At 69.0% G+C, this 16,927-nt stretch carries 22 protein-coding genes and 1 tRNA gene; 9 read left to right on the top strand and 14 right to left on the bottom strand.

Features of this window, described 5'->3' with window-relative positions; translation table 11 throughout:
• A partial coding sequence (locus AB0C33_RS21955; protein WP_358290837.1) for a hypothetical protein occupies nucleotides 1-194 on the bottom strand: 194 nt, incomplete at its 3' end.
• 143 nt (nucleotides 195-337) lie between these two features.
• On the opposite strand from AB0C33_RS21955, the gene AB0C33_RS21950 reads away from it, so the two are divergent.
• The 5 genes from AB0C33_RS21950 (at nucleotide 338) to AB0C33_RS21930 (ending at nucleotide 3,570) form a co-directional block, all read left to right on the top strand.
• The gene (locus AB0C33_RS21950) at nucleotides 338-568 is read left to right on the top strand and encodes a hypothetical protein (RefSeq protein ID WP_358290834.1); all 231 of its coding nucleotides are present in this window, start codon (nucleotides 338-340) and stop codon (nucleotides 566-568) included.
• A gap of 202 nt (nucleotides 569-770) precedes the next feature.
• Nucleotides 771-1,058 carry a hypothetical protein gene (locus AB0C33_RS21945; protein WP_358290831.1) on the top strand — a complete coding sequence of 96 codons (288 nt, stop codon included), beginning with the start codon at nucleotides 771-773 and terminating at the stop codon, nucleotides 1,056-1,058.
• A 3-nt stretch (nucleotides 1,059-1,061) separates the two neighbouring features.
• The gene (locus tag AB0C33_RS21940; RefSeq protein ID WP_358290828.1) at nucleotides 1,062-1,793 is read left to right on the top strand and encodes a prolipoprotein diacylglyceryl transferase family protein; all 732 of its coding nucleotides are present in this window, start codon (nucleotides 1,062-1,064) and stop codon (nucleotides 1,791-1,793) included.
• On the top strand, nucleotides 1,790-3,328 hold the full coding sequence (locus AB0C33_RS21935) for a radical SAM protein (protein WP_358290825.1): 1,539 nt from the start codon (nucleotides 1,790-1,792) through the stop codon (nucleotides 3,326-3,328). Before AB0C33_RS21940 ends, AB0C33_RS21935 begins: the two co-directional genes overlap by 4 nt.
• A 32-nt stretch (nucleotides 3,329-3,360) precedes the next feature.
• A complete protein-coding gene (locus AB0C33_RS21930) occupies nucleotides 3,361-3,570 on the top strand; it encodes a hypothetical protein (protein WP_352365768.1) in 210 nt (69 codons plus the stop codon).
• Here AB0C33_RS21930 and AB0C33_RS21925 read toward each other — a convergent pair whose 3' ends face one another.
• From AB0C33_RS21925 to AB0C33_RS21915, 3 genes are read right to left on the bottom strand one after another with little or no spacing between them, the layout of a single operon-like run.
• Nucleotides 3,571-4,029, bottom strand: coding sequence for a MaoC family dehydratase (locus AB0C33_RS21925; RefSeq protein WP_352365766.1), 459 nt, complete (start codon nucleotides 4,027-4,029; stop codon nucleotides 3,571-3,573).
• Between the two features lie 11 nt (nucleotides 4,030-4,040).
• Nucleotides 4,041-5,204: a hypothetical protein gene (locus AB0C33_RS21920; RefSeq protein WP_358290822.1), complete on the bottom strand. Its 1,164-nt coding sequence runs from the start codon at nucleotides 5,202-5,204 to the stop codon at nucleotides 4,041-4,043.
• On the bottom strand, nucleotides 5,201-5,686 hold the full coding sequence (locus AB0C33_RS21915) for a SigE family RNA polymerase sigma factor (protein WP_358290819.1): 486 nt from the start codon (nucleotides 5,684-5,686) through the stop codon (nucleotides 5,201-5,203). Before AB0C33_RS21915 ends, AB0C33_RS21920 begins: the two co-directional genes overlap by 4 nt.
• Before the next feature lie 220 nt (nucleotides 5,687-5,906).
• Here AB0C33_RS21915 and AB0C33_RS21910 point away from each other — a divergent pair, with 220 nt between their 5' ends.
• A complete protein-coding gene (locus AB0C33_RS21910; RefSeq protein WP_352318114.1) occupies nucleotides 5,907-7,088 on the top strand; it encodes an ATP-binding protein in 1,182 nt (393 codons plus the stop codon).
• 103 nt (nucleotides 7,089-7,191) lie between these two features.
• Here AB0C33_RS21910 and AB0C33_RS21905 read toward each other — a convergent pair whose 3' ends face one another.
• Both AB0C33_RS21905 and AB0C33_RS21900 read right to left on the bottom strand, forming a co-directional pair.
• Complete coding sequence (locus AB0C33_RS21905) at nucleotides 7,192-8,007, bottom strand: MauE/DoxX family redox-associated membrane protein (protein WP_358290815.1); 816 nt, start codon at nucleotides 8,005-8,007, stop codon at nucleotides 7,192-7,194.
• Nucleotides 8,004-8,951 carry a hypothetical protein gene (locus AB0C33_RS21900; RefSeq protein WP_358290812.1) on the bottom strand — a complete coding sequence of 316 codons (948 nt, stop codon included), beginning with the start codon at nucleotides 8,949-8,951 and terminating at the stop codon, nucleotides 8,004-8,006. Before AB0C33_RS21900 ends, AB0C33_RS21905 begins: the two co-directional genes overlap by 4 nt.
• A gap of 215 nt (nucleotides 8,952-9,166) precedes the next feature.
• Between AB0C33_RS21900 and AB0C33_RS21895 the strand changes: the two genes are divergently transcribed.
• Nucleotides 9,167-9,697, top strand: coding sequence for a SigE family RNA polymerase sigma factor (locus AB0C33_RS21895; RefSeq protein WP_358290809.1), 531 nt, complete (start codon nucleotides 9,167-9,169; stop codon nucleotides 9,695-9,697).
• A 14-nt stretch (nucleotides 9,698-9,711) separates the two neighbouring features.
• Here AB0C33_RS21895 and AB0C33_RS21890 read toward each other — a convergent pair whose 3' ends face one another.
• Entirely contained in the window at nucleotides 9,712-10,203 is a 492-nt protein-coding gene (locus AB0C33_RS21890) for a MarR family transcriptional regulator (RefSeq protein WP_358290806.1), read from the bottom strand.
• A 94-nt stretch (nucleotides 10,204-10,297) separates the two neighbouring features.
• On the opposite strand from AB0C33_RS21890, the gene AB0C33_RS21885 reads away from it, so the two are divergent.
• Nucleotides 10,298-10,858 (top strand): YceI family protein, encoded by a 561-nt coding sequence (locus AB0C33_RS21885; protein WP_352318104.1) that lies wholly within the window; start codon nucleotides 10,298-10,300, stop codon nucleotides 10,856-10,858.
• Between the two features lie 164 nt (nucleotides 10,859-11,022).
• Nucleotides 11,023-11,111: transfer RNA gene (locus AB0C33_RS21880), tRNA-Ser, on the top strand.
• A gap of 89 nt (nucleotides 11,112-11,200) precedes the next feature.
• On the opposite strand, the gene AB0C33_RS21875 is transcribed toward AB0C33_RS21880, so the two are convergent.
• The 7 genes from AB0C33_RS21875 to AB0C33_RS21845 all read right to left on the bottom strand — a co-directional run bounded on the left by AB0C33_RS21875 (nucleotide 11,201) and on the right by AB0C33_RS21845 (nucleotide 16,775).
• The gene (locus AB0C33_RS21875; protein WP_358290803.1) at nucleotides 11,201-12,544 is read right to left on the bottom strand and encodes a tyrosine-type recombinase/integrase; all 1,344 of its coding nucleotides are present in this window, start codon (nucleotides 12,542-12,544) and stop codon (nucleotides 11,201-11,203) included.
• Entirely contained in the window at nucleotides 12,544-12,735 is a 192-nt protein-coding gene (locus AB0C33_RS21870) for a helix-turn-helix domain-containing protein (RefSeq protein WP_358290800.1), read from the bottom strand. Before AB0C33_RS21870 ends, AB0C33_RS21875 begins: the two co-directional genes overlap by 1 nt.
• A gap of 1 nt (nucleotide 12,736) precedes the next feature.
• Nucleotides 12,737-14,335: a replication initiator gene (locus tag AB0C33_RS21865; RefSeq protein ID WP_358290797.1), complete on the bottom strand. Its 1,599-nt coding sequence runs from the start codon at nucleotides 14,333-14,335 to the stop codon at nucleotides 12,737-12,739.
• Nucleotides 14,328-14,528, bottom strand: a complete 201-nt coding sequence (locus tag AB0C33_RS21860) for a hypothetical protein (protein WP_358290794.1) — start codon at nucleotides 14,526-14,528, stop codon at nucleotides 14,328-14,330. Before AB0C33_RS21860 ends, AB0C33_RS21865 begins: the two co-directional genes overlap by 8 nt.
• Entirely contained in the window at nucleotides 14,528-15,955 is a 1,428-nt protein-coding gene (locus tag AB0C33_RS21855; RefSeq protein ID WP_358290791.1) for an FtsK/SpoIIIE domain-containing protein, read from the bottom strand. The genes AB0C33_RS21860 and AB0C33_RS21855 overlap by 1 nt, the downstream gene beginning before the upstream one ends.
• An 86-nt stretch (nucleotides 15,956-16,041) precedes the next feature.
• Nucleotides 16,042-16,368 (bottom strand): hypothetical protein, encoded by a 327-nt coding sequence (locus tag AB0C33_RS21850; protein ID WP_358290788.1) that lies wholly within the window; start codon nucleotides 16,366-16,368, stop codon nucleotides 16,042-16,044.
• Nucleotides 16,365-16,775: a plasmid replication, integration and excision activator gene (locus AB0C33_RS21845; RefSeq protein WP_358290785.1), complete on the bottom strand. Its 411-nt coding sequence runs from the start codon at nucleotides 16,773-16,775 to the stop codon at nucleotides 16,365-16,367. Before AB0C33_RS21845 ends, AB0C33_RS21850 begins: the two co-directional genes overlap by 4 nt.
• Nucleotides 16,776-16,927: the final 152 nt, after the last annotated feature.

Below are 16,927 nucleotides of genomic sequence, written 5' to 3'. Positions count from 1 at the left end.
ACCGCATCCATCCGGACCGCATCCGTCCGGACCGCATCCATCCGGACCGCATCCGTCCGGACCGCATCCGTCCGGACCGCGTCCGTCCGGGCAGCGTCCGTCCGGGCCGTCCGGGCAGCCCTCGTTCGGGCAGCCGCCGTTCGGGCAGTCTCCGTCCGGGGCTTCTGGGCAGCCTTCGTCCGGGCAGCGTCCACCTGGGCCTCCTCCTCCCGGGCAGCCTCCGTTCGGGCCGCCAACCGGGCAGCCTCCGTTCGGGCCGCCGGGTGGGCCGTCGCAGCCGCGGCGGCAGCCTGGGCTGACCGTTGCGTTGGCGCTGGCCGGGAGTTTCGCCTACCTGGTGATCAACCTGGTGGTCGGGCTGCTCGCGTTGAGCACGCAGTCCTCGGCGGGGATCGGCGTCGCGGCGGGGTTCCTCTTGCTTCTGGGGCTCGGCTTGGGCATCGTGCTGGTCGTCCTGCGCAAGCCGTGGTCGTTCGGCCTGGGGCTCGGGTTGATGATCGGATGGTCGTTGGCGTCGATCGTCTCGGCCGGATATTGCACGGGGCTGAACCCCGGCCTGTACGCATAGGTGAAGGCATTGATCGTTCGGCACGCAGCATCCCCTGCCGGCCAGAGGTAGCGGGATGACGACACCACCGCCACAGGGCCGGCCGGGGCCGCACCAGAACTGGCCACCACCATCGCCGCCCCCGCCGCCCCCGCCGTCACCACCGCGACCGTCGCGGTCGACGCCTCTACCGTCACCACCACCCAGCAGTCGCAACTCCGCGATGCTTCTCGGTGCGATGCTGGTCGTCGGCGTGTTCACCTACACCGTCGTCAACGGCATCGTGGGTTTCTTCGCCTTCTTCTCCGCCATCAACGGCACGAACAAGGGGGTCGTGATCGCCGCCGCGGTGCTGCTGGCCCTCGTCGGTCTCGGCGGTGGTCTGGGGTTCGGCCTGGTCCGCAAGTCGTGGTCCCGAGGTCTGGGGCTGGGGCTCGCGATCGGCTGGGCACTGTGGTCGATGCTGACGGCCGGAGTCTGCACCGGCCTCAACCCCAGCCTGTACGGCTGAACCATGCCTTACCACGAGATATTCGTCGGCCTGGGCGTCCTGGTGGCCTCGGTGGTCTTCGTCCGCGAGGCCAGGGCCAGGGGCGCGCTCAACGAGCAGTCACTGGTCGCCGTCACCGGAGCCCTGGTCGGGGGCGCGATCGGCATGCGTCTGGCGGGCTGGCTGGAGACGCTCGACCTCGCCGACCTCTGGCTGTACGGCTCCCGCAGCATCCTCGGCGGCCTGACCGGCGCGTACGTCGGCGTGCTGGTCGCCAAGAAGGTCATCGGCTACAAGGAGCGCACCGGTGACCTGTTCGCCCCGGCGGTGGCGCTCGGCATGGCGATCGGCCGTATCGGCTGTCACCTGACCGAAGCCCCCGGCAGGCCCACGGACCTGCCCTGGGGGGTGCACGCGCCGCCGTCCACCCCGGAATGCCCGGGATGTCTGACGGGCCAGGCCATGCACCCGTCGTTCGTGTACGAGATCGTCTTCCAGCTGGCCGCGTTCGTCGCGCTGCGGTGGGCGCGCAAGCGGCTGACCGAGCCCGGGGAGCTGTTCACGCTCTATCTCGCCGGATACGCGGCCTTCCGGTTCCTGGTCGAGTTCACCAGGGCGAACGAGACGTTGTGGCTCGACCTGACCGGGCCGCAATGGTTCCTGGTCCCCGGCCTGACGCTGCTCGCGCTCAGGCTCGCGTACGGCTGGCGTCGAGGCCACTACGATGCCCTTTTCAAACGGAAGGTCACGACATGAGCGCAGGGATGGGGCTACGGGGAGACCGCATCCTCCGGTACGTCAACGCGTTCTGCCCGAAATGCCACGGCCGGGACCTCGACCAGATCGAACGGCTGAGCGGCTGGCTGGCCGAACGCGACGGCAAGGTGTGGCTGGAACGCGGCTGCCGCGAACACGGCCTGATCCGCACGCTGTACGACGAGGACCCGGAGATCCTCTCCTACCTGGAGGAGTGGACCGCTCCCACCAAGCAGCACATCCCCGACGTGTCCGGAAACTTCGCCCCGATCCCCGGCGCATACCTCGACGGCCTGCCCGAGATGCAGACCCAGCACACCTGCATCCTCCTGGAGGACATCGCCGAGGCGTGCAACCTGCGCTGCCCCACCTGCTTCGCCGACAGCTCGCCCGACCTGACCGGCGTCGTCCCGGTGGCCGACGTGCTGGCGAACGTGGACCAGCGTCTGGCCAGGGAGAACGGCAAGCTCGACGTCCTGATGCTGAGCGGCGGCGAGCCCACGCTCCACCCCGAGCTGAAGACCCTCCTCGCCGAGCTGGTGAGCCGGCCGGTCACCCGCATCCTGATCAACACCAACGGCGTGCTCATCGCCAGGGACGACGCCCTGCTCGACCTGCTCACCGAGCACCGCGACCGGGTGGAGGTCTACCTCCAGTACGACGGCTCGTCGGCCGAGGCGTCCAAGCACCACCGCGGCGGCGACCTGCGCCGGATCAAGGCGGAGGCCGTACGGCGGCTGTCGGAGCGGGAGATCTTCACGACCCTGGTCATGACCGCGGCCCTGGGCGTCAACGACGGCGAGATCGGCGACGTCGTGCGCCTCGCGCTCGACACGCCGTTCGTCGGCGGCGTGTCGCTGCAACCCCAGTTCGGCTCGGGAAGATCGGGCGTCATCGACCCGTCCGACCGGCTCACCCACACCGGCGTGCTCAAGCGGCTCGGCCCGCAGACCGGCGGCCTGGTGACCTGGCGCGACCTGACCGCGCTGCCCTGCTCGCACCCCCACTGCTGCTCGGTCGGCTACCTGATCCGCGACGACGCCCAGCGGTGGCGCTCGCTGGTCGCCCTGATCGGCCACGACCGCCTCAAGGAGAACCTGGGCCTGGTCTCCAACCGCATCGCCGACTCCGAGCTGCCGCGCGAGCTGCGGATGGCCGTCCAGGAATCGCTGCTGGGGCTGCTGTCGGAGCAGTCGTCGCTGTCCCACCCGCAGATCGGCGACCTGTGGCGGGACATCTGCGAGAACTGCGACCTCGGCGTCGCCACGCTGCTCACCCTCGCCTCCTCGGCGCTGCCCGGCCGGCGGAAGAAGCTGCGCAGGATGCTGGGGGAGCGGGTGGTGCGGATCACGATCAAGCCGTTCATGGACATCTCGACCATGATCGAGGAGCGGCTCACGCAGTGCTGCGTGCACGTCGGCACGCGTGCCGAGCAGGACCAGTGCGCGCCGTTCTGCGCCGTGCAGGCCTGGCCGCAGTTGTCGCGGCAGCGGCTGTCCGCGGTGGCCGCCAAGCCGGGGCTGGTGATCCTCTGAAGAGCCGGCCGTACGATCCGCTCCGGTTGTGTGTGTACGCCACCGTGGCGCTGCTGGCCTGGCTGCTCGGGCCGTGGGCGGTGCTCGGCTTCGCGGCGCTGGGGTTCGCCGGGTACTGGAAGGCGCGGCGGGCCGGGCTGACCCGGAGCAAATGCCTGCTCAGGGACACCCGGCTCGTGCTGGCCTATCTCGGGCTGATCGGGCTCGCCGCGGTGGTGGGAATCGTCCTGTCGCTGCGGTGATCAGCTCGCGGGGACGTACAGGATGAGCGACTCGGCGATGCAGGCCGGCCGGCGCTCGCCCTCGATCTCGATCGTCATCTTCAGGTTGGCCAGATAGCCGGCCGGGGTGCCCTTGACGTCGGTGAGCTCGCCCACGGCCCTGACCCGCGCGCCCACGGGCACCGGCCGGGGGAAACGGACCTTGTTCAGCCCGTAGTTGACGCCCATCGCGATGCCCTCGACGCGCACCATCTCGAACATGAACGTCGGCAGCAGCGACAGGGTCAGGAAGCCGTGGGCGATCGTGCCGCCGAAGGGCCCCTCCTTGGCGCGCTCCACGTCCACGTGGATCCACTGGTGGTCGTCGGTGGCGTCGGCGAAGAGGCCGACCTGCTCCTGGGTGACGGTGCGCCACTCGGTCGGGCTGAACGTCTCGCCCACGGCCGCCTTGAGTTCCTGTACGTTCGCGAAGGTCCGCATGGCCACGAACGCTATTGCGCGGGCGGGACGGCTGCCAAGTTGAGCAACCGGTACTCCTTCCCCGAGACCATCCAGTAGACGATCGTGCTGGGCTCGGCGGACCGATCGTCCCCCCACCAGATCCCCACCCGCTCGAACGTCACCAGCGCGCCCGTCGCGAGGTCGTACACCTCGCCGTTGGACACCGCGAAGCGGTCGAGAGCCGGGTAGTCGGCGAGCCGGGGCGCGAGGCCGAGCCCCTGGGGCTCGATCGCACCGGTGCCGTCGGCCCGCTGCAGGTACGAGCGCCCGCCCTGGGCTCCCCAGCACCAGAACGGCCCGCACCGCAGCGTCACGACGTCCCGGGGGATGACGACGCGCACGGTGTAGGGGTCGCCGGACAGGTCCACGACCTTGGTCTGGACCTTCTGCGAGTCGTCCGCGTCCGTGGCCCACGGCCACCTGATGAGGTGCAGGCCCTCGCTGCCGAGGATCAGCCGCGGCGCTTCGCCGCCTGCGAGCGGCATCCACCACACGCCTCCGCCGCCCTCCGACCAGATGATCCGGTCACCGTTTACGGCGATGCGCTCGATCCGGAGGTGCTCGCCCGTCATCGCGGCGACCCGCCGGGGCGCGCCGCCCGCGAGCGGGGCCGTCCAGATCTCGCGTACGGGGGTGCCGTCGTCGCGGAGGGCTTTCACGTACCAGGCGAGGTTCGTCCCGTCGAACGCCGGCGGCTGTGGCAGGTACGTCCTCATGCCGGGAGGGACCGTCAGGCCGGCGAGCTCGCGGAACGTCCGGGTGACCGTGTCGTACACCTCGAACAGGCGGAACGTGTCCTCCCTGGGGCCGGTGGCGACCAGGACCCGCGTGGCGTCGAACGCGGTGAGCGGGAAGCGCCGCCATCCGTCCGGCCCTTGCGCGGGCATCGTGGTGACCGCCTGCGGCCACGCCCGTTCCAGAGGCACGACCTGCGGGGCGGTGACGGGCCGCGTCGCCTCCTCCCGTCCGTTCCCGCTGGTGAGCGTGACGGCCGCGATCACCGCCGCCACCGCCGCCGCGGCGGCCAGCCCCTGTGTACGCCGCCTGCGCCGTCGCCGTCTGTGCGCCGCCACCCCGCCGAGCAGCCTGGACGGTTCCGGCGCACGGTCCGCCGCCGCCCGCAGGGCCTCGGCCAGGTCGTCCTCGCTCCTCATGTTCGTCCTTTCTCGAACAGCCCTGGCCTGATGCGCAACGTCTGGAGCGCCCGGAACGCCTGGCTGCGGACGGTTCCGCGGGAGATACCGAGGATGTCGGCGATCTCCTGGTCCGACAGGTCCTCGTAATACCGCAGCACCAGGACCACCCGCTGCCTGCGCGGCAGCGTCGCCAGCTCCCGCCACAGCTCCCCGGAGGAGTGGCTGTCGGTGTAGGCCCCCTCGGGCACCTCGCCCGTGAGCTGCTCCCTGCGCCGCCGACGCCACCAGCTCACGTGCTGACGGGTCATGATCGTGCGTACGTAGGACTCCGGGTTGTCCTTGTTGCGCACCTTGCGCCAGGTGTCGCCGAGCTTGAGCAGCGCCTCCTGGACGAGGTCGGCGGCGTCGTCGGGGTTTCCGGTCAGCACGTATCCGTACCGGAGCAGGGCGGCGCCACGCGCTTGCACGAACTCCTCGAACTCCACAACTCCCAGACGCACGGGCGTCCCGGACTGTTGCAAAGATCTTTTACTCGAAACCATCGCATGCATGTTCGAGTCCGCGCTACAGTTCTGGGTATCGAAATCGAACAAGGGTTCGGCCTGGTGAGAGGGGGTGTGTCCGATGACGATGCTCGCCACAGCTCCCGCTCGGACACGCCGTAGCACTTTCTTCCCAAATCTAAGACGGCCGCTATATCCGGCAATAAAGTCCGAGAGCGTGGACCCTGTGCGCAATCCCTACGCCCCCGGCGCCGGGCAGCGTCCGCCGGAGCTGGCCGGGCGCGACCGTGAGCTGCAGCAGTTCGAAGTGGTGCTGGAGCGGGTCGCCCGCGGCCGCCCCGAGCGCAGCATGGTCGTCACCGGCCTGCGCGGCGTCGGCAAGACCGTCCTGCTCAACACGTTCAAGTCCATGGCCATGCAGCGGCTGTGGGGCACGGGCAAGATCGAGGCCCGGCCCGACCAGTCGATCCGGCGTCCTGTGGCCGCCGCCCTGCACATGGCGATCCGCGAGCTGGCTCCGCGCCACCGCGCGCCCGAGCGCATCGAGGAGTTCCTCGGCGTGCTGAAGGCGTTCGCGATGCGCGACCCGTCCGCGGCCAAGGGCACCTCCCACTGGTCGCCCGGCATCGAGGTGCCCGCCAGCCGCGGGCGCGCCGACTCGGGCGACCTGGAGATCGACCTCACCGAGCTGTTCGTCGACGCCGCCGGCGTGGCGACCGACCTCGGCGTGGGCATCGCGCTGTTCATCGACGAGATGCAGGACGTGCAGTCCGCCGACGTCTCCGCGCTCTGCGCCGCCTGCCACGAGCTGTCCCAGTCGGGCGGGCCGCTGATCGTGGTGGGCGCGGGGCTGCCGCACCTGCCGAGCGTGCTGTCTGCCAGCAAGAGCTATTCCGAACGGCTCTTCCGCTACGCGCGCATCGACAAGCTCGACCGTGAGGCCGCCGACCTGGCGCTGATCCTGCCCGCGCGGGAGGAGAAGGTCGAGTTCACCCAAGAGGCCCTCGACGCGCTCTACGAGGCCGCCGACGGCTATCCCTACTTCGTCCAGGCGTACGGCAAGGTCGCCTGGGACCTCGCGCTGCGCAGCCCGATCACGCTCGACGACGTCAAGGTCTCCGCGCCCGAGGCCGAGGAGGAGCTCGCCGTGGGCTTCTTCGGCAGCCGCTACGAGCGGGCCACCCCCGCCGAGCGCGACTACATGCACGCCATGGCCCAGATCGGCGACGAGCCGGTCGCCACCGCCGACGTGGCCGACGCCCTCGGGCGGAAGCCGTCCAGCCTCTCGCCCGCCCGCGACAGTCTGATCAAGAAAGGGCTCATCTACAGCGCCGAACGCGGTCTGATCGCGTTCACGGTGCCGCACTTCGGAAGGTTCCTGCGGGCTCAACCCATTTGAGCGCCGCCCCTAGACCTCTATTGGGCTGTCTAGTGGGGAAGCTAGACAGCCCAATAGAGCTGTATCGCCATGCCCGGATAGAGAAATCTAGGGCTCTCTAGCGTCATGCCGATACTGACGTATATTCCGGCAGAGAGTCGCTGTCGTCGCTGCTCACGACCGCCACGCGCACCGCCGGACGCCGTCCGCTCAGGTAGACCGCGAAGACCACGTCGTCGTGGTCGTGGCCGGTGAAGACGAAGAAGCGCCAGCACAGCTCGCGCCAGCTGTCGTACGGTTCGGGCGAGGTCAGCGCCTCCCGATACGCCCGCCACGGGCCGCTGGACCTGAGCCTGGACAGCATCACCTGCTCGGCGGGGCCGGGGCGCTGCTCGCAGGGGGCGCGGTACCGTACCCGATCGATCAGCTCCTCGATCTCGGGGGAGAGCAGCGCGATCAACGCCACCCCCGCGGCCGTGAACCAGGTCGGATGGGTCATCGCCGCCCAGCCCGACGCCGGCGCGGCCACCGACAACGCCGACATCCCGGTCAGCACGACCGTCCGGCCGATCGAGCGCATGCCGACCGGCGCCGAGCTGACCTCGCCGAAGCAGCCGCAGCCCGCGTCCGGACGTCGCCTGCGCAGCTCGATCAGCACGTACGTGGACAGAGCGAAGAAGCAGACCGTCCCCCACCTGAAGATCGGCGCGGTGGTGGCCAGCAGCCCGACGGCGAGCACCAGCTCGCCCGCCGCGCAGACCAGCAGCGAGGGCGCCTGCATCCGGCCGGGCATGAGCACGGCCGGGCCCAGCCTGGACAGGGCGCCCGGCTCCCCGCCCCCGCGGACCGTGACCACCTTCGCGCCGGTGCCCATGACCAGCAGCACGATCAGGATCGGCAGCTGCGATTCCAGCACGCCCGTCTCCAGCACGTCCGTCACCCCAATCCGATCTGAGCGTTGAAGCAGCCTTTGATCAACTCGCCGCCCAGCTCGACGAACGAGGCCGGCGACAGCTCGGCGACCCGGCCGCGCGGTGAGGTCTCGCACTCGACGCAGCGATCGCAGAACCGCCCGGCCAGGCATCCGCAGGCGACCACCGGCAGGTTGGCGGTGCGGCCGGCGCACGTGTTCCTGATCTGCAGCAGTGAGCCGATGGCGAGGTAGGGCAGGCCGGCGCAGGAGAGCCCGGCGTCGGGGCAGCCGGTGTCCACGCGTTCCAGCATCGGGTACGCCGCGCCGCGCTCCTCCTCGTCGAACGTGTCGGACCAGGTGGCGGTGCCGGAGATGCGCGCCTGCGCCCCGGCGTAGGCCGGCGGCGGAGCCGGGACGCTGCCCGACCGGTGGGCGGGCTGCGAGGTCGCCGGCAGCAGCGCCAGGGCGGAGCCGTCGCGCCTGATCCCGATCGCGTCGAACAGGTAACCCGGCTCGAACTTCGGATGCCGCACCTGCAGCCGTCCGGTGGCCGGGTAGGGGATGACGATCGTGCGGGGGCCGCGGTGGGGGCCGCAGTCGAGCTCGACCGTCAGCTCCCCGCGCCCCTCGATCGAGACGATCGTGCCGGTGAGGCGGGTGGTGTCGGCCCAGATCCGCTCGACCACGCGGCCTTCGCGCACCGTGCGCATGAGCACCATGGAGCCCGCCGGGAGGTCCGCGGGCGCGATCTCCGCGCCGTGCCAGGCCGTGGCCCAGGGGGCGATCACCAGCCGCTCCTCGGCGCCTTCGGGGGTCTCGATGGCGATGAGATGCGGGCTCACGTCAAGGATCTCGCCGGTGACGGCGCATAAAGGCGCGCCGTCGGCCGGGTCGGGGCCGGCGATGCCCGGGGCGCGGCCCAGCGCGGCGGCCGCGAGCAGTCTGCGGCGCTCGACGTTCGGATAGCCCATCCGCCCTCCCTCGTCAGGTACTAGGTTCACATGACTCCGGAGCGGCTCGTGCCGCGGCGAACAGATGGGAGCAAAATACGCATCCCCGGGGAAGGTAGCTGACACCCGCCTTCGAACAATCTGCCACCGACCTTGACTGACCTTTGTCTTCGTCGGGCCGAAACCTGAATTGTGGCTCAGTCGCAAAAGGGCATCAGGCTGCGATTCTGGCCACGATGCAGACCACCGGGTGGGAAGAGGAGTTCCGCGAGTACGTCATGGCCCGCGGTCCCGCGCTGCTGCGCGCCGCCCGTCAGCTCACCGGGCATCCGCTGGACGCGGAGGACCTGTTGCAGAGCGCCCTGGCCAAGACGTACCTGGCGTGGGGCAAGATCGAGGACCGGGGGGCGCTGGACGGGTACGTCCGCCGGGCGATGGTCAACATCAACATCTCGCAGTGGCGGCGGCGCAAGCTGGAGGAGTACCCCTCGGACGATCTGCCCGAGGTGGCCACGGCGGACCCGCCGGCCTGCGGGGAGGTGCACGAGCTGCTGGAACAGGCGCTGGAGGGGCTGCCCGAACGGATGCGGGCCGCGATCGTGCTGCGGTACTACGAGGACATGACCGAGCCGGAGATCGCCAGGACGCTCGGGATCAGCGTCGGCACGGTCAAGAGCACGGTGTCACGGGCGATGGGCAAGCTCAGGAGCGCCTTGGGGATCCCCTCGGACGCGGGGGGGCCGGGGGTTCCGGAGACGTCCTCGTAGGATCGCTCCAAGGATCAGTTGAGCGAGGGGGTGGTCTCCTCGGCGCCGGCGGTCGCGCAGGGGCGTACGACGTCTCTGATCTTGCGGAGCGTCTGCAGGAACGCGGCGAGCTCGTCCTGGCTCAGCAGGCCGGTGAAGGTGTCCTCGATGTCCTGAAGGTGCTGGGGGAGGACGCTCGCCAGCCGGTCGCGCCCCTCGTCCGTGAGCGCGGCGTAGGAGGCCCTGCGGTCGGTGGCGCACGCCTGCCTGGTCACCAGGCCCTCGCGTTCGAGCCGGTCGACGACCCTGGTCACGCCGCTGGTGGACAGGCCCGTCTGGGCGGCCAGGTCGGTCATCCGCAGCGCCTGCCGCGGTGATCGGGCCAGGCGGATGACGGTCTCGAAGTCGATGCCCGACAGCCCGGCCGCGCTGAAGACGGGCTGCATCCGGGCCGTCAGACCTGCGTGAACCTCGGCGAGCAGGCCCATCGCCGTCAGCCTGGGGTCATCGATGTGCTTCACGTCCATACCTTAACCGACGTTAGTTGACTTGCGGAATATTCCTCGTGTAGACATTTGTTGCCGCAGACATCCGCACAGCAACGTTCCCAAGGAGAACCCGATGAGCACCCGCACCTGGGAGTCCCTGACCATCCCCGCCGCCGGCACGTACAACCTCGACGTGGCCCACACCCGCATCGGGTTCGTGGTCAAGCACATGATGGTGAGCAAGGTCCGCGGCCGCTTCGGCGACTTCAGCGGCACCGTGACGATCGCGGAGAACCCGCTGGAGTCCACGGCCGAGCTGACGATCAAGACCGCCAGCATCGACACCGGCGTCGGCGACCGCGACGGCCACCTGCGCAGCGACGACTTCCTCGCCGTGGACAAGTTCCCCGAGATCACCTTCCGCAGCACCCGCGTGGTCGGCCACTCCGGCGACGAGTTCACCGTCGTCGGCGACCTGACCATCCGCGACGTCACCAAGGAGGTCGAGCTCACGGTCGAGTACGGCGGCGCCGGCACCAACCCCTGGGGCAACTCGGTCTGGGGCTTCTCCATCAACACCGAGTTCGACCGCGAGGAGTTCGGCCTGACCTGGAACCAGACCCTGGAGGCCGGCGGTGTGCTCGTGGGCAAGAAGGTCAAGATCGAGATCGAGGGCGAGGCGAACCCCGCCTGAGCTGGGTTGTCCACACCCCGGAAGCCCGCCCTGACATGGGGCGGGCTTCATCCACAGGTGGTTACCCACAGGCTGTTGATAACTCTTGGTGAAGGCACGACGCGCAACCGCTTTGCCGCCTCGGCAGAAGGCCGGTACGCTGTGCTGAGCCGCGATGGCTTCCAGGAGGATTCGCCTAGTCAGGTCTATGGCGCCGCACTGCTAATGCGGTTTGGTGGCAACACCATCCGGGGTTCAAATCCCCGATCCTCCGCAGGTGAAAGGCCCTTCCCCGTTCGTCGGGGGAGGGCCTTTTTGATCTCTGTGGGCCTGTGGGTTGCAGTTCGGGTTGCAGTTGGCCTGTCAGCCCCAGAGGGCCGAGCCCATGCGGTCGCTGGCGTCCTTCATCTGAAGGGTTGCGACGTGGGTGTACCGCTCGGTGGTGGTCACCCGTGTGTGGCCGAGGATCTCTTGGACGACGCGGATGTGGACGCCCTGCTCTATCAACAACGTCGCGGCGGTGTGACGGGCATCGTGAACGCGGACGTCCCGGACGCCGGCCTGCTTGAGGATGGACTTCCACTGCTTCCAATCCTCGGTGCGCTCGATCGGGCCGCCCAGTTGGGTGGTGAAGACCAGATCGTGATCCACCCACTGATCTCCTGCCTTCAAGCGTTCCGCGGCTTGGGCCTTCTTGTGCGCCTTGAGGAGCGCCAGGAGCGCTGGCGGGCACTGGAGGGTGAGCCTGCTCTTGCCCTTGCGTTGCCGAAAGATCAGACCGCCGCCCGTCCGCTTCGGGCACTTGTCCGCGTGGCCGGTGCAGTCCTTCAGGCACGGACGCCGGTAGCAGGCGTGAGCGCGTCTCTTGCAGTCCGCTCCACAGGCCCGGTCGTGCCGGTGTTCCTTGCAGTTCTTCTTGCACGCCTTCCGGTGCCACTTCTCTCCACAGGCATGTGGATCGGCACAGCTGTGCTGCCACTCGGCGCGCTGGATCTGGAACCACGCCCTGATCTCGCCAGTTGCCAGATTGACGTACGACCAGCGGAGGCCGAGCGCTTCACCTTGCCGGATGCCAAGGGCCAATGCGACGGACCAGCGAGCACCATTCCTCCGTGTCTTGGCCGTGTCGAGAATGCGCCGCGCCTCGTCCTTGGTGAGCGGCTCGATCTCGGTGGTCGCGGCCGAAGGAGCATCGACCAGGGTCGCGACGTTGCGTGTGATGCGGCCCCGCCGTACCGCGATGGTGAGCGCGCGGGACAGGATGCGATGAACCTTGAGGACAGAGCTGGGCGACAGTCCCTCTTCCAGCATGCGCGTGTAGGCAGTGTCCAGGTGCTCAGGCGCGAGCCGGTCGAGGCGATGCTTGCCGAGGAGCGGCACGATCCAGTTCCGGGACTTGGAGCGGTAATCGGTCAACGTGCGGGGCGCCATCTTCTCCGAGAGGACGAGCCGCTCACAGATCACGTCCAGGAACTCCGTCATCCACTCCCCGGCCGTGGGCGGCCGGCCAGGCTTACCAACGTGGCCGGATTGGCGTGCACCTTCCAGCTCGCGGACCTTCCGGGTGACCTCCGCTTCCGTCTTGGCTTTGCGGTGGCGCCGGTCCGGGGAACCGTCCGGCTTGATCCCGATCGTGACCCAGCCGTGCCAGAGGCCGTCCTTGCCGAGGTAGATGGAGGAGCGGCCGTTGGGCTTCCTGGTGGCCATCACACCGCCTCCCTTTCAGCTTCGGCCTCAAGGGCTTGGGCGAAGTCGAGGAGAGCGGCGGTAGGGATCAGGCGATAGCCGTCGCGCTTGATCGAGCGGAGTTCGCCGGTCTTGATGAGGCGGAAGACGGCCGTACGACTCATGCCGAGAACCGTGGCGGCGTCCTTGGGACGGTAGAAGAGTCTGTCCATGTCAGGCCGCCTCCTCGCTTGTCCATGAGTCTTGGCCGTCCGCTTCGGCTTGGAGCCTGGCCATGTGTGCTCGCCAGCGTTGGCGTTCGGCGACCGCTCGCAGCAGGCGCATGGCCAGCGGGGCGACGTTGGCGTCTCCGGCCGGGACGGGCTTCCAGACGTAGCGACGCGGGTCGGTAGGTTCGTTGGCTTGGCCGAGGGCTTCCAGGACCCAGGAACGACGGTCCCGCTTGTGCTCGGCGAGGGCCTTGTTGGACCACTTGCGCGAGACCAGGACACGACGGCCGGCGTAGCCGAGGTGGTTGGGCGTGTGGGCCTTGCTGCGGCAGCTACCAGGAGCCATCCCCGGCTTGGCACCCTTGGGCTGAACTCCGTAACGCAGCCAGTTCGGGCAGGCTGGAGAGCATGGCTCGAAGCGCAGCGCCTCGACCATGCGGGCGGCATGTTCCCGTTGGGCAGGGTTGTCGACGTTGAGGTTGTCACCGAGTGACTTGGTCAGGTACTTGGACAGGTAGCGGATGCACTGGTCGGCGTCCTTCGTGCCGGCGAGCACGCCCTTGACGTCCACCTGCTCACCGAAGCGGATGACGTGCAGAGGCTTGACCTCTTCGTCGGCGTCAAGGTGATCAAGCGCCTGTTGCCAGGTGGGCAGGACCTCGCCCGTACGAGGGTCGAGGTAGCTGGCACCGTCCTCCCAGACGGGCAGGTGGTCACCGTCGAAGCGCACTTCGTCGACTGACGGCCACCACACCTGGTGGTACGTGGCTGCCGCGATCTGCTTGACCTCCGCCCTTGGAAGGGTGCCGCGGATGGCCATGTGAAGGTGCGGGGCGAGCCGCTTCTGAGGTTCCACCGTGGCGAAGTACTGCACGTCGTAGCCAGCCACCCGGCGGAGGTTCTGCACGAACCGGTCGACCAGCTTGGAGAAGTGCAGAGCATCCCGAGCAGCCCGCGCGTAGTCGTACGTCGCGGGATCGACAGGTACGCCGTCGCGCACCTTCCCATAGGACGGCAGGGTGAGCGTGACGAACATCGAGGGCCGGTAGATCTTGCCATCCGAGCTGGTGAACGTCCGTCCCAGCGTGGTCGGTGCCATCCTGCGGCGGGGCAGGTTCGGCGCGTCCTGCCGCCGCCTTGTCGAGCGGGTGCGCTTGGGGACGGTTCGCCCGAGGATGTTGCCGCGCATGCCCGCCTGATTGATCTCGACATCGACGCCCTCGATCGCGGCATCCCAGCCGACGGTCTCCTCGCCGAGCGCGGCGGCCTGGTCGCGGCGGGCCTGGAGGTCGGCGCGGAACTCGACCAGCCACCGCTGATCCTCGTTCGGGGCGTCCGGCGTGATGGCCGGCTCCTGGTCGAGGTGCCAGCCTTCGCGGCACTGAGCCCGGCGGAGCTGCCTGTTGCGCTTGGCGCACGACGGGCACTTGGACTCCAGGGTTGCCCCGCAGGGCACGTCCACGATCTCCCAGCGGCCGGTGTGGACGTCCAGCCGCTTGAGCGGGACGGGGCGGATGCAGACGCCGTACTGCTTGGCGACCTCCACGGCCACCTCACGGGCCAGCGGCATGGTCTGTCGTACGGCGCGAGGCAGTTCAGCCATGGACACCTCCCTCGTCCTCGGCCAGGTCGGCGCAAAGCCGGAACAGGCCGTTGTACGGGTGCTTGAGCGTTCGCGGGTGGAGGAGGGTGAAGACCCGCAGTCGGGGCAGGTCGCGGAAGGTGAGCAGGACCATGAGGGGGCGGGCCGCCACGAGTTCGAGTTCGTCGGCCGTGCCGTGGAAGCAGACCTTCATCAGGCGGCGTCCTTCCCGGCGATGAAGGTGGCGGCCATGTCGTGGATGTCGGTGTCGGAGACGTAGGCCGCGCGAACCCTGACGGGGTCGGGTGAGGTTTCGAGGCGGACGTATCCGATGCCCGCCCCCCGCTCAGGGACGGGGGAGATGTGGTCGGCCAGGGCGCCGCGGTCGCGCGCACCGTCGCCGAGGACCATGTCCACCTGCTCGGACTCGTCCAGGCGAAGCGCGATCTTGTCGGGGAAGAGGTTGCGGATGTTCATGACCTCCTTGCGCGGGTCCTGGAGGGCGGCCATGACACCTACGCCGACCGCGCGGCCCTGGGTGGTGAGCGTGGCCAGCGCGGCGCAGATGCGCTGCTTGAGTTGCCGATCGGCCTGGTACGCGGTCAGGAACGCCACCTCGTCGACGACCACCAGGACGAACGGGTCCTCCACGGTCGGCGTGTGGGAGCGCTGGAGGCCGGCGAACCGGGAGGCGCGTTCCTGCATGACGTTGACGGCTTGGTCGAGCAGATCGGCGCAGTCCTCAGGGGTGGCCGCATACCGGTCACCGAACAGGGAGCGGCCGTACGACAGCTCCATCAGCTTGGGGTCGAGCGCCCAGATCTCGACCAGCCCCGCCTGGACGGCGGGAAGGAGTCCGCGGATCGTGGACCAGATGATCGAGCCCTTGCCAGCCCCAGTGGCGCCGGCGACCAGGACGTGTGTGCCGTGCACCTTGAGCAGCCACGGCCGCCCGTCCTCCTGCTTGCCAACCTCGACCGGCCCCACGGTCGGGACGTCGGGCACATGCATCGCGTCGAGTGGCACGGCAAGCGGGTCGGTGCGCGGGACGGTGAGCAGGAGCCGACCTCCCTTGGTGACCGCCACACGACAGGACGCCGCGCCGAAGCCCTGCGCGAGGTGATCGAGGCGATCGGACCAGTCCTTGACCGATTGCCCCTTGAGCATGCGGACGGTGACCAGGTCGGCCCACGTCGTACAGGTGACCTTGCTGAGCCGGGGGAGGTAGTCACGTCCCCACAGGTGCCGGCCGAGCCCTGAGATGATCATGACCGGTTGCCAGTGTCGCCGGTACACCCAGACGAGCCGCCACCAAGCCAACAGCCGCAGCCCGATCAGGCGCGTGAAGCCGCGCCGGTCGGTGATGGCCCAGGCGAGCATCCCCGTAGGGATCGGGATGAGCAGGAGAAGCGCGGTTCGCCATCCGTACGCCAGTGTGAGGGCAACCGGCGTCAGGGCGATGAGGGCGGCGACGGGATGCCGCCACAGCATCCGGACGCAGCCGTTGAGCACTCGCCAGAAGAAGATGATCAGAGTCAGGATTGCAGGAGTCTGGACGACGGCCGGGCGGAAGACGATGGCCGTGTCGGGCGTAGTGGTGACGAGGTTGCGCGCCTCGTCACCGGGCAGCCGCTTGAACATAAGCTTGGAACCTCTCGTGATGTGGAGTCAGGGGAGAACCGAGGGGCCGCCGGAAGTTGCCGCTTCCAGCGGCCCCGCCCTATCTGTCAGGCCGCCGTCTGGTCGACGGCCTTGCCGGTGGTCTTGTCCGTGGCCGGCTGCTGGGCGTGCAGGCGCTCGCAGTCGGCGAGGTACTGAGCGGCGGCGCGGTAGATCTCGCGGGCCAAGGTCAGGTCGGCGTCGGTCACCGGCCCCAGGCCCGTGGCCGAGAAGGAGACCTGCGTCTCCGGGGTGCTGAAGGTCAGGTACGGGCGGCGCTCGTCGATCACTCTGGCGTGCACCCGCACCTCGCTCGTGTGGAAGGAGACGTCCAGTCGCGGCGTCTCGTCGGGAGCCAGTGAAACCGTGACGTAGGTGTACGGACCGAGGTTCACGCCGCCACCTCCTTGGAGGCCGGCGTCTGCTTCGCACGCGGCGGGCGCATCCCCGTCGCGCGGATGGAGTAGGCGAGCCGCCCGTTCTGTGCGACGTACGGAGTGACGGTCATCCCCACGAACTCGACAGGCGTGATCGGCATACCGGGCACGGCCGGCGGAGCGGTGGGTTCAGTCGTGGACAGGAGCTTGACGGCGACCGTCTTTTGGGAAGCCTTCACGGTCGGATCGCCGTCCATGACCGGGATCTGCCAGACCGGCTCACCGGTCGTCTTGTCCTTGGCGTAGACGGTCCTGCCGTTGGCCGAGGCGTCGAAGTCCTTGACCTGCTCGACGTTCCCGACGAGGTAGCAGCCGTGCGGAAAGACCTGGTCGAAGCTGATTGGGATGGGTCCTTGGAGTGCCATGTCGTTCCTCTCAGTCGCGGTGACGAGCTCTTATTCGCTCGTCCACTTGTCCGCATGAGTTGAGAGTAGGCTGTGGCCACTCGTCCGCACAAGTGGTTGAGCCGGAGTGGCGCGGTAAGAATTACCTCACCTTGTAGACATCCTCAAGCTCA

The organism is Nonomuraea sp. NPDC048881, from assembly GCF_040649795.1.
Taxonomy (GTDB): domain Bacteria; phylum Actinomycetota; class Actinomycetes; order Streptosporangiales; family Streptosporangiaceae; genus Nonomuraea.
This window is presented reverse-complemented; position numbering and strand designations above follow the sequence as displayed.